Origin of the sequence: Pseudomonas sp. CCOS 191, from assembly GCF_001007005.1 — a bacterium.
Classification (GTDB): domain Bacteria; phylum Pseudomonadota; class Gammaproteobacteria; order Pseudomonadales; family Pseudomonadaceae; genus Aquipseudomonas; species Aquipseudomonas soli.
In genome coordinates this window covers 5184652-5209939 of sequence record NZ_LN847264.1, presented here as the reverse complement: position 1 = coordinate 5209939, position 25288 = coordinate 5184652, and the positions used below count along the sequence as shown (strand labels likewise).

Below are 25288 nucleotides of genomic sequence, written 5' to 3'. Positions count from 1 at the left end.
GGGGAGGCCTTCGGCCTCCCATCGCGGATGAATCCGCTCCTACAGACATTGCGCTGTCTGTAGGAGCGGATTCATCCGCGATGGGCCGCAAAGCGGCCCCAATACTCCTGATCAGGCCAGCTCTTCGGCCTCATCCTCACGCACGATCGCCTTCACCTCGTCGCGACGGCTGATGTACTTCCAGTCTGCCTCGTCGATGTAGATGCCATTCGGCCCGCTGCCACCTTCCAGGTCGATTGCCACCCGCGCCGACACCTGCGGCTTCACGCTCGCCAGGATTGGCACGAAGCCCAGCTGCTGGCTGGTTTCCAGGAGCGCCGCCTGGTTGCGTTCGTCGATGTCCGCTGCCTCGTCGAGGTAGTACGGCAGGCGAATGCGCCCGGCCAGGTCGCGGTCCATCAGGTGCAGCAACAAATACATGTTGGTCAGCGCCTTGATGGTCATGGTGGTGCCGTTGGACGCGGCGCCATCGATGTCGGCATGGATCACCGGCTGGCTGTTGATCTTGGTGATCTCGAAGGCCAGTTCGAACAGGTCCTTGAGGCCCAGCTGGTTGTGGTTGGCCGCCACCAGCCGCGCCAGGTACTCCTTGGCCTCTTCGTTCTTGTGATCCTGCTCGGCGCTCTGGGTCAGGTCGAATACCGACAGGGTCTCGCCTTCCTCGTACTGGCCGGCGCTGTGGATGATCTGGTCGATGTGCTTGAGCGCTTCCTTGTTCGGTGCCAGTACCACGCGGAAGCTCTCCAGGTTCGACACCTGGCGCTTGTTGATCTCGCGGTTGAACAGCGCCAGCTGGTGCTCGAGGCTGTCGTAGTCGCTACGGATGTTGCGCAGGGTCCGGGCGATGTCGGTGACTGCGGCGCGGCGGGCCTTGGCCAGGGTCAGCGCTTCCTCGGTGCGGTGCGAGTAGGCGTTGATCAGCAGCTGCAGGCGGCGCTCCATGTCGTCTTCGCTGTCGAACTTGGCCACCCCCTTCAGGCGCACCTGGGCGTACAGCGCCTCGATCTGGTTGTCCACGCGCTGCAGGGCCTGCCAGCTGTCCTGATAGTCGTTGAGCAGCGGCAGCAGGTTGTCCATGGAATCGTCGATGGCTTCCATGAATGGCGTGCCGAACGGCAGGTCGGCCGGCAGCAGCTGGCGACGGCGCAGGGCGTCTTCCAGGGTGCGCTGCTTGGCTTCCAGGTCGGCGATCTGCCGGCCCACCAGTTGCAGCTTGGCCGACAGCTGCTGGACGCGCTCGGTGAAGGCGTCACTGGAGCGCTTGAGCTCGTCCTGGGCGGCTTCCAGCTGGCCCAGCTGCTCCATTTTTTCCGGCTCTTCGGCGGCCAGGGTCTCGGTGCGGCGGAAGTCTTCCAGGGCCTTCTGCGCATCCAGCACCTGCTGGTACAACGCCTCGGTCTGCGCCTTGCTCGCGGCGCGGTCGAGGGCCACGGCCTGCTGGGTCTTGAGCTGCTTGAGCTCCTTTTCCAGGCGCTCCTTCTGGTCGCGCAGGGCGGCGCGGTCGGCCAGTGCCTGCAGCGCGGGTGGGTCGATGTGCGAGATGTCGATGGACAGGCCCGGCACTTCGAAGCGCTCGCCCTTGAAGCGGTCGAGCACGCCTTCCAGGGTCTTCACCCAGACGTCGCTGTCGTCCAGCTCGATGCCGCGGTCACCCATCGGCAGGCTGAACAGTGCGCCGTTGAACAGGCGCATCAGGCGGTCCACGTCCTGCTGCGAGAACTCCTCGCGCAGGCGGGCATAGCTGTTGTTGTCGGCGTGGTCGAGCTGCTGCTTGACTGCCTTCACACGCTTCTCAAGGTCGCGCACGCGCTCGTCGAGGTCTTCGGCGGAGAACTGTCGCGACTGGGCCAGGGCGCCGGCCAGTTCGTCGTGGGCGTCCTTGGCGGCCAGCAGTTGCTGTTCCAGGGTCTTGACGTCGGTGACCAGGGCGAAGCGGTGCTTGAGCACCGACAGCTCACCCAGCCAGCGCTGGATACCGGTGATCTCGCGCTCCAGACGCATCAGCTCCTGGGTACCGCCGCGCTGGTCGTTCTGCAGGCGGTCCTGCTCGCCACGGTAGTGCTCGGATTGGATTACCAGCTCTTCCTTGCGCGCCATGGCGTATTCCTGCCAGGTGCCCAGCAGGTTGTCGAGCAAGGGCGAGATGCGGTGCAGCTTGCCGCGCAGGATGTCGCGCTGGGCCACGCCGCCGGCCAGGGCCTCGACCAACGGGCCGGCAGCCACCAGGGCGTTGTAGTCGCCCTCCATGCGGCGCACGTCGCGGAAGGCCTCTTCGCAGGCGGCGATGTAGTCGACGCTACCTGAACGCAGGCTGTGTTCGAAGGCGTCGAGGAACAGCTGCTTGAGCTTGGCGGCGGTGATTTCGCGCATGTGCAGCAGGTTGATGAACAGCGCGCGGAAGGTCTTCAGGCTCTGCTCGCTGGTCGAGCGCAGCGGGATCAGGGTCAGGTCCAGCGGCACCGAGGTGTGGCCGCCGACCAGCAGCCGACGCAGTTCGTCAGGCTTGAGCTCGTAGGCCTTGAGGCCATGGCGCTCCAGGTTGGTGAACAGCTCTTTCTGGCGCAGGCAGGTGTCGTCTTTCTGGTAGTGGGCCAGGTCCAGCTCGCCCTGGTAGGCGAAGAACTGGTGGCCGAAGCCGCCGCCTGGCCCGCGGCCGACCACGCCGATCACGTGCGGGCCGTGGGGCAGGTTCAGTTCGGTGAGGATGTAGCTGGTGTCGCTGGCGAAGTAGAAGCGCCGCGACTGCTCCAGGCTGTACTTGCCGAAGCTCATGTCGGACATGCGTGCCAGGATTGGGAACTGCAGGGCGTTGATCGACGCCGATTTACCCAGGTTGTTGGCGCCATAGACCGACAGCGGGTGTTCCAGGGGGAACAGGCCGAGGCTGTAGCCGGCGGTGTTGAGCAGTGCGAAGCGGCGGATGCCGTAGCGTTCCTGGCTCATGCGTCAATCTCCTGTTGCTCTTCGCGGATCGCCCGGGCCAGGGCATCCTCTTCGCTTTCCTCGCCGTCGAACGGGGTGAGGTCGAGCGGGTCGTCGGTGCGGTTGAGTTCTTCGGGCGTCTCTTCCACCACCAGCACGGGTACCGGCAGCGGCAGGTCGCTGTGCAGGGTCGCGGCCAGGTCGCGGTCCTGCTGGACCGACAGGCAGACGTCGAGGAAGCGGTGCATCGGCGGCAGGAAACGGTAGATGCCGCCTTCCTCATGGGCAAAGCCGAGCTGGCTCATGCGGCGCATGATCTTTTCTTCAAGCTCGTCGACGGTCTGCACTTCGGCCTGCAGGAACAGGTCGCGGTACTTGTCCAGCAGCGACGGCAGTTCGTCACGGCCGATGCTGCCACCGTCGAGCACGGCCATCGGGTCGCGCCCCTGGTCGGCGAGGTGCTCGACCAGGATGAAGGTGAACAGCGACAGGCGCTGGGCGGTCTTGTTGACCTGCGCGGCGGCCTGCTCGGGGACGAAATAGTAGAAGCCGCGGGTATCGCACACCAGCTCGAAGCCCAGGGCCTTGAACAGGGTGCGGTACTGGTCCTGGAAGTTCGACAGCTGGGCGTACAGCTCCGGGTCGCGGCGGCTGACGTGGAAGCCCTTGAACAGCTCGCGGAAGATCGGCGCGAGCTGGGACAGTTCGGAAAGATCAAGATGCATGGGTGGGGCTCGCGGTGGATTCGGTCGTGGTCGCCGGCTTGTCACGGCTGGAGGTCAGGGCGAAGGAGCGCAAGCTGACCAGGTGTTCGCGGGTGAGGTACTGCTGGCGATCGAGGCGCTCGCGGCTGAAGCGCTTCTCGCGCGACAGGCGCGAGAACCAGTACAGCAGTTCGTCGGTGGCGCCTTCAGGCTCCTGCTCCAGCAGCCAGACCATCAGGTCCGGCAGCGGCAGGGCGTCTTCGCAACGCTCGAGCATTTCCTTGACCGTGCGCGGGGCGCGGGGCAGCGGGCCCTTCTGCGTCTTGTGCGCCTTGGGGAAGCGCGCGGGTTTGGGCTCGAAGCGGGCCAGGGCGTAGACGTAGGCCTCGACCTGGCTGGCGCTGCCGAGGAAGGTGCTCTGCGGGCGGGTGAACATCGGCATGGCCGCCTGCGGTACGGCGTCGATGCCCTTCTTGCGGATCACCGACAGGGCCAGCGCGGCGCCGCGGGTCACGGCGTTGTGCCGGCGCGCTTCTTCACGCAGCGGCAGCAGCAGCTCGCGGGCGTGGCGCAAGGTCAGCTGGGCGCTGGTCTGCATCTCGAGGATGCGCGCGTGGGTGCGCAGCAGCATGTCGTCGTCGACCAGGTGGCCCAGGCGCGCCTGCTCACCCAGCAGGCGCAGCAGCACGGTCTCGACCTTGCGCACGCCCTGCTCGAAGGCGCCGTCGGCATTGACCAGCTGGATCATCGGCTCGACGTACTCGTCCCAGGTCGCCAGTACTTCGGCATAGCGCTGGCGCAGAGGGATCTGGCGGTTGCTGGTCTTGGCCCGCTCGGCCACGGCCACCAGCGCCTGCTCGTCGTTGTCGAGCTTCTTCAGTACATCGCGCACGCGCATGTCGAGCAGGCGCAGCTGGCGCGCCAGGTCGTCGCTGTCGCGGTTGTCGAAGGCGTCCTGGATATGCCCGGCCAGGCGCTCCAGGTGGCGCAGGTAGGCCTCGATCTCCAGGCACAGGCCCAGCCGGTGCTCGCGGCGCAGGTAGGCGAGGAAGTCGTGGATCTGCGCGTTGAGCTCGAAACGGTTCGGGCTCTTGGCCACCGGGACCAGGATGTCCAGGCGGATCCACACGTCGAGCAGCTGGGTGATGTCCTGCGGGGTGCTTTCCACCTGCTGGCGGGCCAGTTGCTGGCGCAGCTCGACCAGGCTCAGGGTGCCCTGGTCGAAGCGCTCGCACAGCGGCTCGATCAAGGCCCAGTGTTCGGCTAGGGCGCGCAGGACGCGCTTGGGTTCGATCATTGGCGGGTCGACTCGTTGCCAAATAAAAGCGGCGATTGTACTGCATCCGGGGGGGAGGATTTCACCCCTTGGTCTGTAATGGGGGATTGCCTGAGGTTTTGTGGGGTTTTCACTGGCCCTATCGCTGGCAAGCCAGCTCCCACAAGGTCCGCGCTGCTTTCGTGGGAGCTGGCTTGCCAGCGATGAGGCCGGTACAGGCGATAAATTCCGCCAGCCTGTTGCAGCGCGATCTCCCCAACGGCGTTAGAATGCCCGACTGATTTCTCCCGGATACCCGCGCCTTGCTGATCGAGTCCCGCCGCCGCGCCTACCTGTCCGCCATGCAAGTGGTGCACTGGCTGCCGCGCGCCGAACTGCCGTTCGCCGCGCCCTCGCGGCCAGAGCTGCTGTTGCCGGTGGCACCGGTCGATGAGGTCGACTTCGAGGTGCGTCCGGCCGCTCCCGCGCCTGTGCCGAGCGCCACTCCGGCAGCCCCTCAGGCGCGTGCCGAGCGGCCGAAGATCGAGATCCCGCGCCCGGGCAGCGCGCCGAAAGTCGCCGCCAAGCCGGTCGAGGCAGAGACAGAGCCTCCCGCGCCGCGCCCGGTGCCCGTGCCACCACCGCGCTTCGCCCTGCAGTTGCTGCGTGCCGGCGACTGTCTGCTGCTGGTGGAACTGGCCACCGGCCAGCCGTTCCAGAGCCGCGACCCGTCCTACCTGCTGCTCAAGGACATGCTGCGCGCCGCCGGTCTGCCGGACGCCCCGCAGATCATTGGCGAGCCGGTGCGTTGGCCGCTACTGATGCGCGGCAACATGGACCAGGGGCCGGATGCCGCCCGGGACTTTGTCCAGGGCTTTATCGCCGCGCGCCTGGAAGAGGCGCCGTGCGCCTGCCTGTGGCTGATCGGCCTGCCGGCCATTCGCTTCGCCGGCCAGGCAGACGGCGAAGCTTATTACCAAGAACTCAAGGTCGACCTGCTCGGCGATGCCTGGGCCTTGCCCGGCCTTGAACTGTTGATGGACGAGCCGCAGCGCAAGGCGGACGTCTGGAAAGCCATGCGCCAGCTGATGGCGCGCTGGAAACGCGTTGAATGAGTGACTCAATCAGTTTCCGCCCGGCAACCGAGGCGGATCTGGATACCCTGCTGAAGATCGAATATGCCGCCTTCAGCCATCCCTGGACCCGCGGCATCTTCCAGGATGCGCTGAAGTCCTACGAAGTGTGGCTGATGTTCGACGGCCAGCAGCAGGTTGGCCATGGCGTGATCAACGTGATCATCGACGAGGCGCACCTGCTCAACATCACCGTCAAGCCGGAGAACCAGGGCTGTGGCCTCGGCCTGCGCCTGCTCGAACACCTGATGGCCCGGGCCTACCAGCTCAATGGCCGGGAGTGTTTCCTGGAAGTGCGTGCCAGCAACCAGTCGGCGTATCGCCTGTACGAGCGCTATGGCTTCAATGAAGTCGGCCGGCGCCGTGACTACTACCCGATGGCGGGCGGGCGGGAAGATGCGCTGGTGATGGCCTGTACGTTACTGGAAGACTGATCGGGGCCTGGGGGCTTCGCGTTCCGCCAGACGGGTTTGCAAATCCGGTCGCCCCCTTCTAGGATGGACTCCGACTACGTAGACAGCAGAAAATTTGTCGGCGGTGCTGCGTAGGCTCTGGGCAACCGAGGTCATATGAAGGGAGTTCGCAGGCGCATGGGTTGTTCCGCTTCGGTGCGGGAGACCTGCCTTCGAGGCCGTCCTTCCTCCGTAGTCATGAAATATTCCGAATCTTGGCCTCCGTTGCGTGATACGCCGTAACGGGGGCCAAGTACGTTTTGCCTCCCGCGCTACATCTTGCAGGGCGATTGCCTGGTGCAGCAATCGGCTGAATGCCTCGGCAAGGCTCTCGTCGCCTAGTGGGGTAGGGTTCTTGCGCATGGCCGACTTCCTGTCGTGTCCCAAAACGAAAAAACCGGCACGAGGCCGGTTTCTTCACCCTGATAGCCAATGAACAGAGTCATTGTTTCGGGGTTGAGCGGTGGACAGATTATGCCGTGCGCAAAATGCCCATCAAAGCGCCTGATCCGAGCCATTCGTTTCCAAAGGTTTACGCAGGTCGCGCAAGCTGCGCGTCACCGTTCCGGTATTGCACTTGGCTGCCGCCTGCTCCGGGGTCATCTCGCGGATGGTGCGGTAGAACAATTCGCAGGTCTGCTTCTTCTGGGTTACCTGCCACTTGCTGGTGCAGGCATCCAGGGTGAGCTTGGCGTCGGCCTGCGGGTTGCGCCCCATGCCGGCCTGCCAGCAGGCGGCGGAGAGGTCCTGGCCCATCATCTTCAGGCCTGCGGCGTCGGCCTTGTCCTGGTCGCCGTCGTAGCTTTTCGGGTCGGCGGCGTACCAGATCGCGCTCGGGTGGTTGGCGCCGAGCACGGGCACCTTGGCGCTGTTGGCCTCGGGGCTGATGTTCACCAGGCCGAGCACGTTGACCTTCGGCCCATACTGCTGCTGGATCCAGGCCCGTACCGGCGCGCCGAACGCGACCATCGGCAAGGCGCCTTTGCCGTCGTGGGTCAGGGCCACTTCCTTGACCATGCGCACCTGGTAATCGTTGAAGTAGCTGTAGACCCCCTCCAGGTCCTTGCCGGCGCTGGCCGGCGCGGCGATCGGGGCGATGTCGACGATGGTCTGGTAGGCCGGGGTCTGGGTCGCCTCGACACCATTGAAGGTCAGAAGCTGCGCCCAACGGTCGGTGGTGTTGGACTTCAGGTAGTCCTGGTAGCGGGTCAGCGAGTAGTCCGGCGGGAAGTGCAGCAGCTCGATGCTGCGGCGGTTCTCCAGGGCCATGCCCAGGGGCAGGAACAGGTACCAGCTATAGTCCCAGCCGCCTTTCTGGTTGAGGCGGGTGGCGCCCTGGTAGGCCAGCTCGCCGCTGTCGAGCAGCTTGCGCAAGGGGTCGGCGTAGCTCGCCGGTACGTCGCTGATGCTGGCGTGCAGCTTGTCGTTGTCGCGGTTCACCGTGACCTTGGCATTGACATAGCCGTCGCGCTGCACGCTCTGGGTGAGGTAGTGCTCGACGGTCTGTTCGAGTGTCCAGTCGCGGTAGCAGATCACGTTGCAGTTGTTGGGGTAGGCGAACAGCCGGGTGACCCGCTGGGCATCGCCCAGGTCGATCTGCGCGTCGGCCATGGCCAGGCCGCTGAAGGCGAGGGCGGCCAGGCCCGATACAGCAATCTTGTGCATGCTTAACTCCTTGTCAGTGGCCGCCAGGACGGCGGACCGCCCATGGTGGATGAAGAGGTGGGGGAATGAAAAGCGCCAGGATATGGCTATTGGCTAGCGCGCTGGTCGGGCTGGGTGCGGTGCAGGCCGATGAACGCGATGTGTGGATGTTTGCCCAGTGGGCCGGGGATCACGAGAACCGCAGGTTTCGTGAAATGCTGGTGGACGCCCGGCTGTATGGTGTGGTGCCGATCCATCAGTTGCTGCGTTCGGCCTCGGACTGGCGCCTGTGCAAGGCTTCACCCTTCGCGGTGCCGCCGGCGAGCCACTGGCCGGCGGTGCGTTCGACCCTGGCATTGATCAAGACCCTGGACCAGCAGGGCATCCTGCGTCAGTTCGAAGTGGTGTCGGCCTACCGTGATCCCCGGCTCAATGCCTGTGCCGGCGGCGCGCCGAGCAGCGCGCACATGCGCGCCTTCGCCGTCGACCTGCTGCTGCCACCCTGGGCCGACCCGAACCCGCTGTGCCGCTTCTGGCAGCAGCACGGCCAGGCCTGGAACATGGGGCTTGGCCGTTACCCTTCGGGGCGTATCCATATCGACACGGCCGGCTATCGCACCTGGGGCGGTGACGGCGGGGCCGGGTCGTCGTTCTGCAGCAAGCCCAGGTGAGCCAGGCAGGCCCGGCATTCGTCGCCGACCCACTGCGCGAAGCGCTGGCGCTTGCTGCCGTCGTCCAGCGGCTGCGGGCTGAGCAGGTGGTAGCCGGAGCCATCGCGCAGGAAGCTGTACGGCGCCTGTAGCTGGCCATTGTCCAGTTCGTCGCGAACCATCAGCGCCGAGGCGATGGCCAGCCCCATGCCCGCGCTGGCGGCCTGGATTGACAAGTAGAAGTGCTCGAAGTCGCTGCGCGCCGTGTGCCGGATGCCTTGGCCGCTCAGGCGTAGCCAGGTGGCCCAGGCATCGGGGCGGGTGGCGCTGTGCAGCAGGCGTTGGCCCTTGAAGTCTGGCCTTGCGACCGGGCCGATCCACTCATCGCAGATCTTCAGGCTGTGCAACTGGCGATCCCAATGGAAGTCATCGCGGCGCAGTGCCAGGTCGATGCCGCCACGGGCGAAGTCCACCGGCCCGCCGGCCGCCACTAGGTGCAGCTGCAGGTCGGGGTGTGCGGCGTGAAAGCGCGGCAGGCGCGGGATCAGCCAGCGCATGGCGATGGTCGGCTCGCAGGAGACCACCAGTACGTTGTCTTCAGGCTGCTGTTGCAGGCGCTGCACGGCGCCCTCCAATTGCTCGAAGATCGACTGGGTGGTGCTGTGCAGCTCGCGACCGGCGGGGGTGAGAAAGATTGCCCGGTTGCGCCGTTCGAACAGTGCCACGCCGAGGCTTTCCTCGAGCAGGCGCACCTGGCGGCTGACGGCGCCGTGGGTGACATGCAGGTGCTCGGCAGCGCGCACGAAGCTTTCAGTGCGGGCGGCGATGTCGAAGTAGCGAAAGGCGGTAAGGGGAGGCAGTTTCATGTGCTGGCCTGTTTCGGCTTTGTCGGCGGGGCAAGTCGATTCAATGCAGATAGGTGAGTAAAACTAGCAGGTTAGTCAGACTATAAATCGATTTTTACTCGTTCAAGGCAACAGGATAATCCCATCTTCCGTGAATTTTCATCGAGGATCCCTGTTTGTGAACGAACTCATCGCCGTAGCCCTGTTCACCCTCCTGGCCGTCATCAGCCCTGGCGCCGACTTCGCCATGGTCACCCGCAGCAGTTATGCACAGGGCCGCAAGGCCGGTCTCGCGGCAGCGGCAGGCATCGCCCTGGGCGTGCAAGTGCATGTGCTGTACACCGTGCTCGGCATCGCCGTGATCATCAGCCAGAGCCCGACCCTGTTCCTGGCCATGAAGGTGGTGGGGGTAGGCTACCTGGTGTACCTGGGCTATAAATCGCTGACCAACACCACGCGCATCAGCCTCGACGGCCTCGCGCACAGCAAGGCCAGCGTGGCGAGCGCGTTGCGCACGGGCTTTTTGACCAACGCGCTGAACCCCAAGACCATGCTCTTCGTGGTCAGTGCCTACACCCAGGTGGTGCAGCCCGGCAGCCCGCTGGCGCTGGACTTCGCCTATGGCGCGTTCATGTCATTTGCCCATTGGGTCTGGTTCAGCCTGGTGGCGGTGTTCTTTTCCAATCACCTGCTGCGTCGGGCGATGATCGAGCGGCAGGTGGTGATTGATCGAACGATCGGCATGGCACTCATTGGCCTGGGCTTTAGCGTGGCGTGGACCGCAGTCCACTAGATACTTCGAGGTGGCGCAGTGATGGCGCTCTGGTAATCTGCGTTGATTTCATCTCGGCGAGTTTTTCCAGGGAGTGGTTGAACGTGGCAAGCAAACTTCGCGCATTCATCAGCAGCACCATGCAGGACCTCGGCAACGAGCGGCGTGCCGTCGTCAAGCGTCTCGCTGAAATGGGGCTAGAGCCTGTCCACGCAGAGACAATGCCATCGAGTACCACTACGAGTTGGGCGACGCTGCGCCAGGCGATTGAAGAGTCTCACCTGTTTATCTTGATTCTTGGTGATCGCTACGGTTGGGTTCCTGACTCGGGGTATGGTGCCGAGTCAGGAAAGTCGGTGACGCATCTGGAGTTTGAGGCCGCAAAGGCAGCGAACAAGCCGATGCTGGTTTTCACCAAGCGTCTGCCTTACGCCAGCTCCTACGATCCAGCAAACAAGCAGCGTGATGACTTTCGAGAAGAGGTGGCGCACTGGAATGGTGGGGTTTTCAGACGAGAGTTCGAGTGGGCAGATGATCTTGCTGCCCATGTTGGTGAGTCGATCACTGAGCTGTGGACAAATGCCTTGGCCAGGCAGCTCATCCAAGAGGCTGAAGCACGCCGCCCGTCCAGCACTCCTTTGCCGGCTGTCGCTATCCGGCCGCTTCAGCGCTCGGGACGCGTGCTGATTGCCGGTGCCGGGATGTCGGTCGCGGCCGGTTACCCCACTGCCCAGTTGCTGATGGAGGCGTTTGCAAGAGACCTCTGGGAGGGAGAGGTGAGCGAGGTTCGATATAGCTTCAGTGAATTGGCAGGTTACTACCAAGCCAAATTTGGTGCGTCGCGTTTGCAGCAGCGCGTACTGGATTTTCTGAACACGCCGCAGACAGTGCTGCCAACCCTGGCGCACCTGCGTGCAGTTGTGAGTTTTCCGGTTATTGTCACTACTAATTACGACCTTCTGTTCGAGAGGGCCTGTGAGTTTCTGCGGATCCCTTACCGTGTTGTTCAGCCTCACGATGCGCTGCCAGACGATGATTTCGAGGGGTTAACGCTCTACAAGATCGTGGGAAGCGCATCCGATCCCTCTTCGCTGATTATCACCAGTGCGGATCTACCCTCCAGTATGCGCACGCCTGTCTTCGAAAGTATCCGGGAACTGGTCAAGAGGCATGAGCTTGTGGTCATCGGCCATTCACTGCGAGACAGCAATGTTCAGCAGCTACTTGGTGAGCGCGGCGAGCGTACGGCCATCCATGTGTCGCCCTCGGAGGCACCGGGCGATGACGTGCTCATTTCGTTGTTCGGACTCAAGCGCGTGATCGCCACGGCGGATCAGTTTATGGCGTCTTACGAGCCGGTTTGAAGTGTGGGCCGGCACGGTGGTGAAGCCGAGTGCTTCCGAGTCGTGCCTGGTTGTTGCGCACGAGCAAGAAATTTTTAGCATAAAAAAAGGGCTTATCTTTCGATAAGCCCTTTTAGAAGGTGGTGGCTACACAGGGACTTGAACCCCGGACCCCAGCATTATGAATGCTATGCTCTAACCAACTGAGCTATGTAGCCAACTTGGCGCGCATTATTAGCTCGAATCGCGATCCTGTCAACAACGTTTTCAAAAAAATTTTCCAACCTTTCAAACGCTTAGCCCGGAAGGGCGCCTCAGCGCACGATCAGCCAGTGGCCGAGCAGGCTGTGCAGGCGCAATTGCTGATCGGCGGCCAGGCGCTCGAGGCTCTGCGCCGGGTGGTCGAGGTCGAAGTCACCGCTGACCCGCTGATAGGCTGCTTGCTCGTTCATCATCCAGACACGCTGGCCACGGTAATCGGCCAGGCGCTCCAGCACTTCGCTCAACGGCAGGTTCCTGGCCTTCAATTGGCCGTTGCGCCAGGCATCGGCCAATTTGGCATCAATCTTTTCGACCGGATTGATGCGGCTTTCGCTGAACGTCACGCGTTCGCCGGCATTCACCAGGCGCTGGTCGCCACCCTGCAGGACTGCGGCCTTGCCGCTGAGCACCACCAGTTCGTCGTGGTCGGCATGGCGGGCGATCTGCAGGCGAGTGCCGAACACCTGGATCCGGGTGTCATCGACCTGCACCTCCATGGCCCGGCCATCGAGCATCACCTCCAGGTAGACCTGGCCCTGCACCAGATGCAGTTGGCGGGTGCGGCCACGCAGGTCGACATTCATCGCGCTGGCGCTGTCCAGGTGCAGGGTCGAGCCGTCGGCCAGGCGCACGCTGCGGCGTTCGCCGCTGTCGGTGTGCAATTCGCTGCCCAGGCGCTGCATCAGTGGCCAGTAGAGCCAGGCCAGTGCCGCCACCAGCATCAGGAACAGCAGCGCCAGGCACAGTCCGGCACGGCTGCGGCGTACCTTGGCGACCCGTGGTCGTGGCCGGGCGGCCGGCACCTGCAACTGCTGCCAGTAAGCTTCGAGCTGGGCATACGCCCTGGCGTTGAGCGGGTCCTGGCACCAGCTGGCGAATGCCTGGCGCAGGGCCTCGTCACAGCCGGGTTGGCGCAGGCGCGAGAACCAGTCCAGGGCTTCCTGCTCGGGGTCGGGCGTGGGCTGCAAGGCGGGCATCGGGCTCATGGGATCGGTCTGCTCGCAGAGGGCGGGCGGTTTTGCCCAGCGTTCACAGGGAAGAGGAGAAAGGATGCTAAATATATTGAGAATTATTTACAAGTACGTGTCGGATGGAAGGCTCGCGCAAATAAAAAGGTAGCTTCGTATCTATTTGTTTCACGATAATCGGATCCCAATCCGCAGACGGACATCCAGCCCATGGCCATCAGCAGCACCCCGACTTCCAGCGCCAGCAGCCCGGCAAACCCGGCCACGCCGCTGGTGATGAGCATCATTGGTTTCTGTGCCCTGGCGCACCTGATCAACGACCTGATCCAGGCCGTGCTGCCGGCGATCTACCCGATGCTCAAGGCCAACTACAACCTGAGCTTCGCCCAGATCGGCCTGATCACCCTGACCTTCCAGATCACTGCGTCGCTGCTGCAGCCGTGGGTGGGCTTCTTCACCGACAAGCGGCCCACGCCGAACCTGTTGCCGCTGGGCACCCTGTGCACCCTGGTGGGGATCGTGATGCTGGCCTTCGTTGGCAGCTTCCCGATGATCCTGCTGGCCTCGGCTTTGGTGGGTATCGGCTCCTCGACCTTCCACCCGGAGACCTCGCGTATCGCCCGGCTGGCCTCGGGCGGGCGCTTCGGCCTGGCCCAGTCGAGCTTCCAGGTCGGCGGCAACGCAGGCTCCGCCCTTGGCCCGTTGTTGGCGGCGGCAATCGTCATTCCCTTCGGCCAGACCCACGTGGCCTGGTTCGGCGTGGCCGGGCTGTTCTTCTTTGCCGTGACCCTGATGCTGCGCCGCTGGTACAAGGAGCACCTGAACCAGGCCAAGGCGCGCAGGGCGGTGCAGGCCACCCACGGCATCTCGCGCCAGCGGGTGATCATGGCCTTGGTGGTGCTGGGCCTGCTGGTGTTTTCCAAGTACTTCTACATGGCCAGCTTCACCAGCTACTTCACCTTCTACCTGATCGAGAAGTTCCAGCTGTCGGTGGCCAGTTCGCAGCTGCATCTGTTCCTGTTCCTCGGCGCGGTGGCGGCGGGCACCTTCTTTGGCGGGCCCATCGGTGACCGCATTGGGCGTAAGGCGGTGATCTGGTTCTCGATCCTGGGTGTGGCACCGTTCACCCTGGCGCTGCCCTATGCCGACCTGTTCTGGACCACCGTGCTCAGCGTGGTGATCGGCTTCGTCCTGGCTTCGGCGTTCTCGGCGATCGTGGTGTATGCCCAGGAACTGGTGCCGGGCAATGTGGGGATGATCGCCGGGATCTTCTTCGGGCTGATGTTCGGGTTTGGCGGGATCGGCGCGGCGCTGCTGGGGTATGTGGCCGACCTGCGTGGGATCGAGTATGTGTACGGGGTTTGCTCGTTCCTGCCATTGTTCGGGTTGCTGGCGGTGTTCTTGCCTTCCACCGGCAAGCGCTGAGAGGGTAGGGGCGCTGTGCGCCCCTTTCGCCGCCGCGACAAGCCGGCGTCCAGACGTTTGCGCTCAGGTGTCTTGCCTGCGCGATGCTTTTGAGGTGTCAGCGCTTCATGCCTAGCTCGGCATCATCCATCAGCGCCTTGGTCAGCGCGCTCAGGTAATACGACGCCCAGAGCAGCTGGGGCTTTTCCTCCATGATCCCGGTGATGTCATGGTTGTTCTCCCTGAAATGGTCGGTGCCTGTGCGGGCGCCATCGCGGGGCAAGCCCGCTCCCACGCCAGGACTTCTCAGTACTTAGCTGCGTGAAGCGGGCTTAATGCAGCGTCGGCGCCTGTACCGGCATCTGCAAAGTGGCAGCTGTACATGGGTTGACAGACCGGTGAACAAGACCAGAAACCGGCGCACACGAGGTGCCCCACGCACAGCCGCCATAAAGCAGCGCCATGCGGTTTGTTCAGAGCGGCCTGTCAAAGCCGGTCGCTGATTTTGCAGCGACCGCCCGAGACTAGAGGCCAACCCAGAGCACCGCAATGGCTTGAAAGGGCTTGGGAGTATGTTTGGGAAATGGACTACAGGGAATGGGGAAAGTCTTAAAACATCACCACTTCTCCGCTCAAGACTTTCAGCGGGCGTTGTAACGCGGCGGCACCCACAGAGAGGGCGAAGCCACTGTGGCGATTGACGGTCCGAATCACCTTGGCCTAGAGTGCCGCCTCCTCAATACCTGCGTAGCCGATGCAATGCGCCGTACCCGTAGCCTCAGCCCACACCGCCAGCCTGTCGCCCCGACAGCTCGCCGCGCGTGGCCGAGCGACACGGTGCTCAAGCGTCGACGCAGCGTGCTGTTCGCCTTCACCTTCTCGCCACACCTTGCCCTGAACTGATCCGCGCCCCTGCGTAGCGCGCCATTGCGGCGTGATTGCGGGCGCCTGCGTTCGAACATCTTTCAGCGGATTTTCCAGTCGGCCAGCGCCAGAGCCCCTGCGCGCCGGCTTGCAAGGAGTGGTACATGAACATGCGTTTGCTGGCGGGCCTGTTGTTCGCCGTGTCGGTGGTCGGTTTCAGCCTCGGGGCGAGCCTGCCGCTGGTGTCGTTGCGCCTGCACGAGGCGGGAGCGGGGACGCTGGAGATCGGCATCATCTCGGCGATCCCGGCGGCGGGCATGATGCTCTCGGCGTTCATGGTCGACGCTTGTTGCCGGCACCTGACCCGCCGCGTCATCTACTTGCTGAGCTTCAGCCTGTGCACCCTTAGCATCGCCTTGCTCGAGTGGGCCTTCGACTCGATGCTGTGGCTGGCGCTGCTGCGCCTGGGACTTGGCATCGGCATGGGCATCGCGATCATACTCGGCGAGTCGTGGGTCAACGAGCTGTGCCCGGAGCACAACCGCGGCAAGATCATGGCCCTATACGCCACCAGCTTCACCGGCTTCCAGGTACTCGGCCCGGCGCTGCTCGCGTTGCTGGGCGCCAATAGCCCATGGCTGACCGGTGTGGTCACCCTCTGTTATGGCCTGGCCTTGCTGTGCATCCTGTTCACCGTGCCCAACGATCATGTCGAGCATGAGGAAGACGCCAAGAGCTTCGGCCTGGCCGGCTTCTTCCGTGTGGCCCCGGCCTTGTGCGTGGCGGTGCTGTTCTTCTCGTTCTTCGATGCCGTGGTGCTGTCGCTGCTGCCGGTGTACGCCACCAGCCATGGTTTCGCCGTGGGCGTGGCGGCGCTGATGGTGACCGTGGTGTTCGCCGGCGACATGCTCTTCCAGCTGCCGCTGGGCTGGCTCGCCGACCGGGTCGAGCGCACCGGGTTGCACCTGGTATGCGGGTTGGTGGCAATGATTATCGGCATCGCCTTGCCCTGGCTGCTGCAGATGACCTGGCTGCTGTGGCCGCTGCTGGTGGTGCTCGGCGCGGTGGCGGGGGGCATCTATACCTTGGCGCTGGTACTGATCGGGCAGCGCTTCAAAGGCCAGGACCTGGTCACGGCGAACGCCAGCGTCGGCTTGCTGTGGGGCGTCGGCAGCCTGGTCGGGCCGCTGGTCAGCGGCGCGGCAATGGACGTGGCGCCCCATGGCCTGCCCATGGCGCTGGCGCTGATGGCGGGGCTGTTCGTGTGCTTCGCCCGCCAGGCCTATCGCCGGGCGGGCAAGCTTCAGGCGGTGGCGGACTGACCCCCAGCCATCGAACGGCAGGTCAGAACGTTCCGCGCAAGGTCACCGACACATTGCGCGGATCGCCCCAGTAGTACCCGGTCGGCGTCGGCGCCACCTGGCGGTAGTACTTCTTGTCGAACAGGTTGTTGGCGTTCAACTGCAACGAATAGTTGTCGTTGAAGCGGTAGTTCACCATCGCGTTGTACACCGCATACCCCGACTGCGAAGCTTCGGCTGTGCCGCTGCGGTTGTAGATGGCGCTCTGCGCCTGCACGCCGCCGCCCACGGTCCAGGCCTGCAGCTCGCCCGGCAGGCGATAGCTGGTGAACAGGCGCAGCATGCGCTTGGGGTCGGTGGTGCGGATCGGGTTGCCGTTGTTGCCGGTGGTGTCCTTGAGGTATTCGGTGGTGTTGTAGGTGTAGCCGCCGGTCACGTTCCAGCCCGGCAGCACTTCGCCGGAAATCTCCAGCTCGAAGCCCTGGCTGCGGTTCTTGCCCGCGGCGACCTTGCAATAGCCGCTGGTGTAGTTGGGCAGGCACGGGTTCGGCCCGCTGAGGTCGTCCAGTGCGTTGCCGACCTGGTAGATGCGGAAGAACGCCAGCGAGGTGTTCAGCCGGCCCTCGTAGAACTCACCCTTGATCCCGGTCTCGTAGGCTTCGCCGGTGACCGGCTCGAGCACGGAGCCTGCGGCATCGGTGTTGGTCTGCGGGTTGAAGATCTCGGTGTAGCTGGCGTAGGTGCTGAAGTTCTCGTTGAGGTCGTAGATCAGCGCGGCGTAGGGCACGATCTCGTTGTCGACGCTGAACTTGCCGTTGGCCTTGGTGTTGTTTTCCTGCTCGTAGTCGTACCAGTTGGCGCGGGCGCCGATGATCGCGGTGAGCGGATCGGCCAGGGAGATGCGCCAGGTGGCATAGGCGCCTTCCTGGGTAGTGCGGGTGCGCACCGGGTGGGCGGTGATGTCGATGCTCGGGTTGGCCAGGCTGGTCTTCGGGTCCCAGGTGCGGATGTCGAACACGCCCGATTGCACATTGTTGGTGGCCGAGGCGTAGGAGTCGTTGCGGATGCGCTCGACGCCCAGCATCAGCTCGTGGCTGCGGCCGAGCAGGTCGAACGGGCCGTTGAGGGTGGCACTGAGGTTGTTCTGCAGGCTCTCGCCGCCATCGCCTTCGGTGACCTGGTAGCTCATCAGGTAAGGGTTGCGGGTCGGGTTGGCGGTGCCGGTGGCACGGCTGAAGTAGGTCTGCTTGAAGCCGTTGTCGTCCAGTTCGAAGTGGGTGCGCTGGGCCATCAGCTTGAGCGTCCAGTCGTTGTCGAAACGATGCTCGAGCTCGGCGAAGGTCTGCAGGTTGCTGCGGTTCCAGCGGTTCCAGTCGGCGCCCAGGTAGGTGCTGCGGCCGAACGGCAGTGGCGAGCCGTCGTAGTCGGCCGGCAGGTTGCCCCAGGCGCCGGTGGCGTCGAGCTGGGTCCACTCGAGGCCAGTGGTCAGGGTGGTGCTGTCGTCGAGATCGAAGGCCATGACCCCGTACAACACATCCTTGCGCTCCTGGCGCGATTGCTGGAAATGGTCCTTCTCGTCATGCACCGCGATCACCCGGCCACGCACGTTGCCAGTCTCGGTCAAGGGGCCGGAAAGGTCGGCGACGTAGCGCTGGGCATCCCAGGTACCAAGGGTGACGCTGCCTTCGCCCTGGAATTCATAGGTGGGGCGCTTGCGCACCAGGTTGACGGTGCCGGAAGGATTGCCGGCACCGCGCAGCATGCCGGTGGCGCCGCGCAGGATCTCGGCGCGGTCGAGGATTGCCGAATCGCTCTGGATGAACGAACCACCGCCGCTGCTCTGCACCACGGTGGCGCCGTCGTACTGGATGGCGTCGATCTGGTAGCCGCGCGAGTAGTACTGCACCCGCTCACTGTCGGTCAGGTTGACCACCACGCCTGGGGTCTGCTCGAGCAGGTTGGTGAGGTTGGTGATGTTCTGGTCGTCGATCCGCTGGCGGGTGACCACGGTCACCGATTGCGGCGTGTGGCGGATGCTCTGCGGTGTCTTGCCGATGGTGACTGCCCCGGTGGTGTAGGAGCCGCTGTGCTCGGTGGTCTCGCCCAGGCGGTTGCTGGAGATGCTGGTGGCGCCCAGTTGCAGGGCATCGCCCACCTCCAGGGCGGGTATCAGCAGAAAGCTCTTGTCGCTTTCCTGCTGGATCTGCACATCGCTGCCCTGCAGCAGGATCTGCAACGCCTGCGCGCTGTCATGCCGGCCCTGCACGCCTTGGGTGGTCTTGCCCTGCAGGCTGCCGGCGTCGAACGACAGGTTCAGCCCACCCTGGCGCGCCAGCTGGTCCAGCGCGGCGGCCAACGGGCCGGCCGGGATGTTCCAGTCGCGCTGCTGGCTATGGCTGGCGGGCGCGGCGACGGCGACTGGCGGCAGCACGCCTGCGCAGGCCATGCCCAGGCCGAGGGCGGCAGCGTGGATGGCATGGCGCAGGGTGGCGTTGCGAGGGGAACACGGGCGAATCATGAAGCGCTCCTGAAGGTTGTCAGACCACTGTTCGGGCTTGTTTTCCTTCAGGCCGGACGAGAATGAGATTCCACCTCATTTATTTTCATCAATTGTTCAGGCGGCGCCGATGCTCACCCAATAGCGTGTGCGGTAGTCGACGCGCACCGGCAGGCTACGGGCGACCAGCAGCAGGACCTGGTCGGTGTCGGCCAGCTGGTAGGTGCCGGAAACTTTCAGCCCGGCCACCTCCGGCGCGCAGCGCAACACGCCGGGGCGGTAGCGCGACAGCTCGTCGATGAACTCGCCGAGGGGCATCTGCTGCACGCTGAGCACGCCGTCGGTCCAGCCCCAGGGGTCGCCATGCACGGTGGCAGGCCGGTAGTCGCCCTGGGCGAACACCTGCAGCACCTCGCCAGGCTTGACCGAATGCGCGGCGCTGGAGGCGGGGAACAACGTCACCTCGCCGCGGCGCACGGCCAGCAGCAGGCCCTGGTCGTTCTCGCGCAGCAGCAGTTGGCCGCCTTGGGTGCCGAGGGTGCCAACCGGGGTGTCGATGCTGAACGGGCGGTTGTCGTTGACGTTGCTGTCCAGGCTGATTTCGCCACGCAGCAGGGTCAGCCGGCGTAGGTCGGCGCTGTAGCGCAGGTCGATGGCACTGGCGGTGTTCAGGCGGATCAGGCTGCCGTCGCTGCCGAGCAGTTCACGGCGCTCGCCGGTGGCGGTGCGGCTGTCGGCCATCCAGGCCGACAGGCCCAGCGGTTCACGCGCCGCCCAGCCAGCGGCGCCGCCCAGTGCCAATACCGACAGCAGCTTGAGATGGTCGCGCCGGCTCATGCGTCGGCGCTCGGTACCGGCGAGGGTCTGCCGACTCAGCTCGGCGGGCAGGCTGGCCAGTTCGTCACCGAGGCTGCTGACCCGCTGCCAGGCCTGGGCATGCTGCGGGTGGCTGGCCAGCCAGCGCTGGAACTGCTGTTCGGTACGTGGGCCGGGGCTGTCGTAGCGCAGTTTGACCAGCCATTCGATGGCCTGGTCGACCTGGGCCTGGGTCGGTACCTGTTCAGGCGTCGGCATAGCGCATCCGATAGCAGACGCCCAGGGCCTTGGCCAGGTCGCGTTCCACGGTGGCCCGGGAAACGTCCAGGCGCTGGGCGATCTGCGCCAGGCTGAGGCCGTCGAGCTGGGCCAGAAGGAAGGCCTGCCGGGCCCGGGGCTTGAGGCGTTGCAGGGCAAGGTCGAGGCGCTCGAGGGTATCGAGGATCAACAGGCGTTGCTCCTCGCTGGGCGCCTCTTGTTCCGGCAGGTTGGCCAGGCTTTCCAGGTAGGCTTTTTCCAGGGCGCGACGGCGGAACTGGTCGATCATCAGGCCACGGGCGATGCTGCTCAGGTAGGCGCGTGGCTCTTTGAGTGGGGAGGCCTGGCGCGCCTTGAGCAGGCGCACGAAGGTGTCCTGGGCCAGGTCGGCGGCGTTCTCCCGGCAACCCACCCGGGCGCCGAGCCAGCCGCGCAGCCAGCGGTGATGGGCCTGATAGAGCAGATCGACCTCGGCCGGTTTCAGCGTGTCTTCGATCTGCATCGTCTGGAGAGCCTGCCCGGATAATGTGATTGTTAATGGTTCTCAATTCTATGCGGGGCGCCACGGGCGGATCAATGGTATGCCAGCGATTAGATGCGCAAGATTGAGCGTTTCACCGATGAACGGTTGGGTTAGGCTGGGAGGCTGTGTCCATGGGAACGCCAACAATGATCCTTGCAGACCTTTCCCCGCAGGCCTTTGACGATGCCGCTGCCTGGTTGGCCGTGCAGGATGCGGACTGGGCGCGGCATATTGCCGCCGTGGGCCCCTGTTTGCATCGGGCCACGCCCGGGCGCGAGCCGTACGAAGCGCTGGTGCGGGCCATCGCCTACCAGCAGTTGCATGCGCGGGCGGCCGAGGCGATCCTCGGGCGGTTGCTGGCGTTGTTCCCGGATGGAGCGTTTCCCTCGCCCAAACAGTTGCTGGCGGTGACGCCGGAGGCGATGCGCGCCTGTGGGCTCTCCGCGAGCAAGATCGCCACGGTTCACGGGATCGCCCAGGCGCGTGTGGAGGGTGTGGTGCCCAGCCGGGAAGAGGCGCTGCATATGTCGGATGCCGCACTGGTCGAACGCCTGGTGGCGCTGCGAGGAGTCGGGCGTTGGACGGTGGAGATGCTGTTGATCTATAGCCTGGAGCGATCGGATATCCTGCCGGTGGATGATTTTGGCGTGCGCGAGGGGTATCGGCGCATGAAGGCGCTGGAAAAGGCACCGACGCCCGCGCAGATGAGGGTTTTGGGCGGGGCGTGGAGCCCGTACCGGACCGTGGCGGCCTGGTACCTGTGGCGGGCTTGACCCGTGATTGGGCCGTTGAAGATAACGCAAGATTCGGAGTGTTCACTTTCGGCCAAGCCGTCAAGCTCAGCGCATCGAACCAAGGAGAGGCGCCATGACCCCCGCCCCGACCACCTACACCACCGACGCTGAACGCTGGCACGCCGTGCAGTCCCGCGACACCGCCGCGACCGGCCACTTTGTCTACGCCGTGCGCACCACCGGCGTCTACTGTCAGCCCGCCTGCAAGTCGCGCCTGGCCAAGCGCGAGAACGTCGAGTTCTTTGCCGACCCCGGCCAGGCCGAGGCAGCTGGCTACCGCGCTTGCAAGCGCTGCAAGGCCGGGCAGGGCAGCCGGCGCACTGACCTGGTTGCCCGCGCCTGCCGCCTGATCGAAGCCAGTGAAACCGCGCCCAACCTCGACCAGCTCGGCAGCGAGCTGAACGTCAGCCCGTTCCATCTGCATCGCCTGTTCAAGGCCGAGACCGGCCTGACCCCCAAGGCCTATGCCTCAGCCTTCCGCGCCCAACGTCTGCGCCAGCGCCTGGATGCCGCCGACAGCGTCACCGAGGCCATCTACGACGCGGGCTACAACTCCAACAGCCGGTTTTACGAGAGCGCCGCCGAGCGGTTGGGCATGCGCCCGCGGGAGTACCGTGCCGGCGGCCAGGGTGCCACCATCCATTTTGCCGTGGCCCAATGCTCGCTGGGGGCGATCCTGGTGGCCCAGAGCGAGCGGGGCATCTGCGCGATCCTGCTGGGTGACGAGCCCGAGCCCTTGCTCAAGGACCTGCAGGACAAATTCCCCAAGGCCCGGCTGATCGGCGGCGATGACGCCTTCGAGCGGCTGGTGGCCGAGGTGATCGGCTTCGTCGAGGCGCCGGCGCTGGGCCTGGCGTTGCCCCTGGATGTGCAGGGCACGGCGTTCCAGGAGCGGGTCTGGCAAGCGCTGCGCGAGGTGCCGCCCGGGACCACGGTCAGCTACACCGACATCGCCGAGCGTATCGGCGCGCCCAAGGCCGTGCGGGCGGTGGCCCAGGCCTGCGCGGCCAACACGATCGCCGTGGCCATTCCCTGTCACCGGGTGGTGCGCCGTGACGGCGACCTCAGTGGCTACCGCTGGGGCATCGAGCGCAAGCGTCAGTTGCTGGACCGAGAGACGGCACTCTCCTGAGCGCGCGGACCGAGTAGAATTCACGCCCTGTCGAGTTGCGTAGAGGAACATTCGATGAGGCGTGTCAGCCTTGACCGATTCTATGCGGGGATTTTCGCCCTGCTGTTGTGCCTGGCCGTCCCGGCCTGGGCTGCCCCGGCCACGCCGGCATCGCGCCTGGCCGTGGCCGAGCAGCAGGTGCTGGACGAGAACGCCAGCCTGGAAGAGTTGAGCGAACGACTCGACCAGATCCGCCAGGGCGTCACCAGCAACGCCAATGACGACCTGCTCGCGCAGTTGCGCCAGTCGGCCCTGCAGGTGCAGCGCCAGGCCGATGTTCTGGCCACCCAGCGTACCGCCGACGTGCAGCGCCTGGACGACCAGCTGAATGTGCTCGGCCCTCCCATGGCGGAAGAGGCCGAGAGCCTGACGCGGCAGCGCAAGCAGCTCACTGACGAAAAGAACAAGGTGGTCGCCGAGCAGAAGGACGCCACCACGCTGACCCAGTCGGCCCGTGACCTGTCCACGCAGATCGTCAACCTGCGCCGCAGCCTGTTCAACTCGCAGATCACCAGCCGCGCCGCCAGCCCGTTGAGCCCGGCGTTCTGGTCGAGCCTGATCCGCCCCACCGACGACGACGTGGCGCGCCTGCGCGACCTGCGCGGCGAAGTCTCGGACGCCATGGCCAGCGCCTTCAGCGCCGAACACCGCTGGTTGTTCATCACCGCGCTGGTGGCGGCGGTGCTGGTCTGGACCCTGGTACGGCGGCTGCTGGAGCGCCTGCTGGCCGATGCGATGATCCGCTGGCTGCCTGAAGGCCGCCTGCGCCGCAGCGCCCTGGCCCTGAGCGTGAGCCTGGCCACGCTGGGCACCATCTCCGGCTCGGTGTCGCTGTTGCGTTGGGGCCTGGAGAGCAGCGCCGACCTGGGTACCGACGTCGCCAGCCTGACCAACCATATCCTTGCGCTGGTGATCTTCAGTGCCTTCATTTCGGGCCTGGGGCGCGCCATGCTGATGCTGCAGCGCCCGTCCTGGCGCCTGCCGCCGATCGCCGACGAGGTGGCCAGCGCGCTGGGCTGGTTCCCCAAGGTGCTGGCCCTGGCGTTGATGGTGCTGCTGACCCAGGAGCGTATCAACAGCGTGATTGGCACCAGCCTGGCGCTGACCCTGGCTACCAACGGCGTGACCGCGCTGGTGGTGTCGCTGCTGTTCGTCGTGGCGCTGCTGCGCTATCGCCGCGCCCACCGCCTGCACGACCTGGAGCGTCCCAAGGGCCTGGCCGGGCTGATACCGTTCGTGATCGTGGTGTGGGTGGCGGCGGTCCTGCTGACCCTGCTCGCGGGTTACCTGACGCTTGCCTACTTCCTCACCGCCAAGCTGCTGTGGGTCAGTGTGGTGGTGACCTGCGCCTACCTGCTGGTGACCGTGTTCGGCGACTTGTGCGAAACCCTGCTGTCACCGCGCCAGCCTGGCGGCTTGGCGCTGGCCTCGGCGCTGGGCCTGCAGCAACGCCACCAGGCCCAGGCCAGCACGGTGCTGGCGGGCATCGGCCGCACACTGCTGCTGTTTGCCGCCGCGTTGCTGATATTCATGCCATCGGGCACCAGCCCCGGCGAGCTGCTGCTGAGCCTGGCGGACTGGGACGGCACCGGTGGCAAGGTGCTGGGCAACCTGAACATCGTGCCCCAGGACATCTTCCTGGCCGTGGCGATCTTCCTCGGTGGCTGGTTCGCCATTCGCGTGGTCAAGCGCTGGCTGAGCGAACGCCTGCTGCCGGAAACCGACATGGACGCCGGCATGCGCGCCTCGCTGGTGACCCTGGTGGGCTACTTGGGCTTCCTGTTCCTGGCCATGCTGGTGATGTCCACCCTGCACATCAACCTGACCAGTCTGACCTGGGTAGTCAGTGCGCTGTCGGTGGGTATCGGTTTCGGCCTGCAGCAGATCGTGCAGAACTTCATCTCCGGCCTGATCCTGCTCACCGAGCGCCCGGTGAAGGTGGGTGACTGGGTGAGCCTGGCGGGTGTCGAGGGTGATATTCGCCGGATCAACGTGCGCGCCACGGAAATCCAGATGTCCGACCGCTCGACGGTGATCGTGCCCAATTCGCAGTTCATCTCGCAGAACGTGCGCAACGTGACCATGGCCAATGCCCTGGGGGTGGTGGGCATCACCCTGACGCTGCCGCTGGAGACCGACCCTGCGAAAGTGCGCGAGGTGTTGCTGGCGGCGTACAAGGAGCACGAGTCGATCCTCGACGCACCGGCCACCTCGGTGACCTTCAAGGACCTGACCAGCAGTGGCATGGTCATCGGGGTGAGTGGCTATGTCGCTTCGCCTCGACAGGTATCGGGCACGCGCAGCGACCTGTTGTTCACTATCCTCGGGCGCTTGCGTGAGGAAGGCATCGCCCTGTCGTCGCCGGCGAGCATGGTGCTGGTGCAGGAGAACGGGCGCCAGGCCGACGAACCGGCATAAGGCCAATCGCGGGGCCAGTCGTATCGGCGTGCCGATGTGACTGGCCCCGCGATAGTGTTCTAAGTGATATCGCGAAAAGGCGACCATGTGTTCGCCAATAGCCTTGCAGCGCTTATGAGATCGAGCGCCGCCCGCGCGGCGCATCGCTGGCAAGCCAGCTCCCACATTTGTTTCGGGCCAGTTATGCCTGCGCCGCCGCGGCTGTACGCCTTGTGAGTACGACGCGGTTTCAGTGTGGGCACCACGGCGCTCCACCTTTCTCAAGACATGCACCAAGGCGGGCAGCGATAACC

Annotated in this window: 20 protein-coding genes, 1 tRNA gene and 1 pseudogene; 11 read left to right on the top strand and 11 right to left on the bottom strand. The window is 65.0% G+C overall.

Annotation, left to right across the window (positions count from 1 at the left end):
* Positions 1–111 precede the first annotated feature (111 nt).
* From mksF to mksB, 3 genes are read right to left on the bottom strand one after another with little or no spacing between them, the layout of a single operon-like run.
* Entirely contained in the window at positions 112–2943 is a 2832-nt protein-coding gene (gene mksF, locus CCOS191_RS23270) for an Mks condensin complex protein MksF (protein ID WP_046857181.1), read from the bottom strand.
* Positions 2940–3647, bottom strand: coding sequence for an Mks condensin complex protein MksE (gene mksE / locus CCOS191_RS23265; protein ID WP_046857180.1), 708 nt, complete (start codon positions 3645–3647; stop codon positions 2940–2942). The genes mksF and mksE overlap by 4 nt, the downstream gene beginning before the upstream one ends.
* Positions 3637–4923 (bottom strand): Mks condensin complex protein MksB, encoded by a 1287-nt coding sequence (gene mksB / locus CCOS191_RS23260; RefSeq protein WP_046857179.1) that lies wholly within the window; start codon positions 4921–4923, stop codon positions 3637–3639. Before mksB ends, mksE begins: the two co-directional genes overlap by 11 nt.
* Positions 4924–5204: 281 nt before the next feature.
* Between mksB and CCOS191_RS23255 the strand changes: the two genes are divergently transcribed.
* Both CCOS191_RS23255 and rimI read left to right on the top strand, forming a co-directional pair.
* Entirely contained in the window at positions 5205–5996 is a 792-nt protein-coding gene (locus CCOS191_RS23255) for a hypothetical protein (protein ID WP_046857178.1), read from the top strand.
* A complete protein-coding gene (gene rimI, locus CCOS191_RS23250) occupies positions 5993–6448 on the top strand; it encodes a ribosomal protein S18-alanine N-acetyltransferase (RefSeq protein WP_046857177.1) in 456 nt (151 codons plus the stop codon). Before CCOS191_RS23255 ends, rimI begins: the two co-directional genes overlap by 4 nt.
* Before the next feature lie 513 nt (positions 6449–6961).
* On the opposite strand, the gene CCOS191_RS23245 is transcribed toward rimI, so the two are convergent.
* Complete coding sequence (locus CCOS191_RS23245) at positions 6962–8131, bottom strand: hypothetical protein (protein WP_046857176.1); 1170 nt, start codon at positions 8129–8131, stop codon at positions 6962–6964.
* Positions 8132–8196: 65 nt separating this feature from the next.
* Between CCOS191_RS23245 and CCOS191_RS23240 the strand changes: the two genes are divergently transcribed.
* Positions 8197–8781 carry a D-Ala-D-Ala carboxypeptidase family metallohydrolase gene (locus CCOS191_RS23240; protein ID WP_046857175.1) on the top strand — a complete coding sequence of 195 codons (585 nt, stop codon included), beginning with the start codon at positions 8197–8199 and terminating at the stop codon, positions 8779–8781.
* Here CCOS191_RS23240 and CCOS191_RS23235 read toward each other — a convergent pair.
* Positions 8721–9626, bottom strand: coding sequence for a LysR substrate-binding domain-containing protein (locus CCOS191_RS23235; RefSeq protein ID WP_046857174.1), 906 nt, complete (start codon positions 9624–9626; stop codon positions 8721–8723). The two genes, CCOS191_RS23240 and CCOS191_RS23235, sit on opposite strands and share 61 nt — an antisense overlap.
* Positions 9627–9783: 157 nt before the next feature.
* On the opposite strand from CCOS191_RS23235, the gene CCOS191_RS23230 reads away from it, so the two are divergent.
* Positions 9784–10398, top strand: a complete 615-nt coding sequence (locus tag CCOS191_RS23230) for a LysE family translocator (protein WP_046857173.1) — start codon at positions 9784–9786, stop codon at positions 10396–10398.
* Positions 10399–10481: 83 nt separating this feature from the next.
* On the top strand, positions 10482–11741 hold the full coding sequence (locus tag CCOS191_RS23225; RefSeq protein ID WP_046857172.1) for a DUF4062 domain-containing protein: 1260 nt from the start codon (positions 10482–10484) through the stop codon (positions 11739–11741).
* Between the two features lie 120 nt (positions 11742–11861).
* Here the strand turns inward: CCOS191_RS23225 and CCOS191_RS23220 are convergent.
* Positions 11862–11938: transfer RNA gene (locus CCOS191_RS23220), tRNA-Met, on the bottom strand.
* A 96-nt stretch (positions 11939–12034) separates the two neighbouring features.
* Complete coding sequence (locus tag CCOS191_RS23215; protein WP_046857171.1) at positions 12035–12958, bottom strand: FecR family protein; 924 nt, start codon at positions 12956–12958, stop codon at positions 12035–12037.
* A gap of 201 nt (positions 12959–13159) precedes the next feature.
* Between CCOS191_RS23215 and CCOS191_RS23210 the strand changes: the two genes are divergently transcribed.
* Positions 13160–14374: an MFS transporter gene (locus tag CCOS191_RS23210; RefSeq protein ID WP_046857170.1), complete on the top strand. Its 1215-nt coding sequence runs from the start codon at positions 13160–13162 to the stop codon at positions 14372–14374.
* A 97-nt stretch (positions 14375–14471) separates the two neighbouring features.
* On the opposite strand, the pseudogene CCOS191_RS28845 reads toward CCOS191_RS23210, so the two are convergent.
* Positions 14472–14576: pseudogene (locus CCOS191_RS28845) on the bottom strand (DUF3077 domain-containing protein); the annotation flags it as partial.
* 536 nt (positions 14577–15112) lie between these two features.
* Here CCOS191_RS28845 and CCOS191_RS28260 point away from each other — a divergent pair.
* Positions 15113–15256 (top strand): hypothetical protein, encoded by a 144-nt coding sequence (locus CCOS191_RS28260; RefSeq protein ID WP_172670907.1) that lies wholly within the window; start codon positions 15113–15115, stop codon positions 15254–15256.
* Positions 15257–15381: 125 nt separating this feature from the next.
* The gene (locus CCOS191_RS23205; RefSeq protein ID WP_046857169.1) at positions 15382–16539 is read left to right on the top strand and encodes an MFS transporter; all 1158 of its coding nucleotides are present in this window, start codon (positions 15382–15384) and stop codon (positions 16537–16539) included.
* 22 nt (positions 16540–16561) lie between these two features.
* Here CCOS191_RS23205 and CCOS191_RS23200 read toward each other — a convergent pair whose 3' ends face one another.
* The 3 genes from CCOS191_RS23200 to CCOS191_RS23190 all read right to left on the bottom strand — a co-directional run bounded on the left by CCOS191_RS23200 (position 16562) and on the right by CCOS191_RS23190 (position 20591).
* A complete protein-coding gene (locus CCOS191_RS23200) occupies positions 16562–19036 on the bottom strand; it encodes a TonB-dependent siderophore receptor (RefSeq protein WP_046857168.1) in 2475 nt (824 codons plus the stop codon).
* Positions 19037–19132: 96 nt separating this feature from the next.
* The gene (locus CCOS191_RS23195) at positions 19133–20089 is read right to left on the bottom strand and encodes a FecR domain-containing protein (RefSeq protein WP_046857167.1); all 957 of its coding nucleotides are present in this window, start codon (positions 20087–20089) and stop codon (positions 19133–19135) included.
* The gene (locus CCOS191_RS23190) at positions 20076–20591 is read right to left on the bottom strand and encodes a sigma-70 family RNA polymerase sigma factor (RefSeq protein ID WP_046857166.1); all 516 of its coding nucleotides are present in this window, start codon (positions 20589–20591) and stop codon (positions 20076–20078) included. The genes CCOS191_RS23195 and CCOS191_RS23190 overlap by 14 nt, the downstream gene beginning before the upstream one ends.
* A 167-nt stretch (positions 20592–20758) precedes the next feature.
* On the opposite strand from CCOS191_RS23190, the gene CCOS191_RS23185 reads away from it, so the two are divergent.
* From CCOS191_RS23185 to CCOS191_RS23175, 3 genes are all read left to right on the top strand, one after another.
* The gene (locus CCOS191_RS23185; RefSeq protein ID WP_046857165.1) at positions 20759–21385 is read left to right on the top strand and encodes a DNA-3-methyladenine glycosylase family protein; all 627 of its coding nucleotides are present in this window, start codon (positions 20759–20761) and stop codon (positions 21383–21385) included.
* 94 nt (positions 21386–21479) lie between these two features.
* Positions 21480–22538 carry a bifunctional DNA-binding transcriptional regulator/O6-methylguanine-DNA methyltransferase Ada gene (gene ada / locus CCOS191_RS23180; RefSeq protein ID WP_046857164.1) on the top strand — a complete coding sequence of 353 codons (1059 nt, stop codon included), beginning with the start codon at positions 21480–21482 and terminating at the stop codon, positions 22536–22538.
* 54 nt (positions 22539–22592) lie between these two features.
* A complete protein-coding gene (locus tag CCOS191_RS23175; RefSeq protein ID WP_046857163.1) occupies positions 22593–24995 on the top strand; it encodes a DUF3772 domain-containing protein in 2403 nt (800 codons plus the stop codon).
* The last annotated feature ends 293 nt before the right edge of the window (positions 24996–25288 follow it).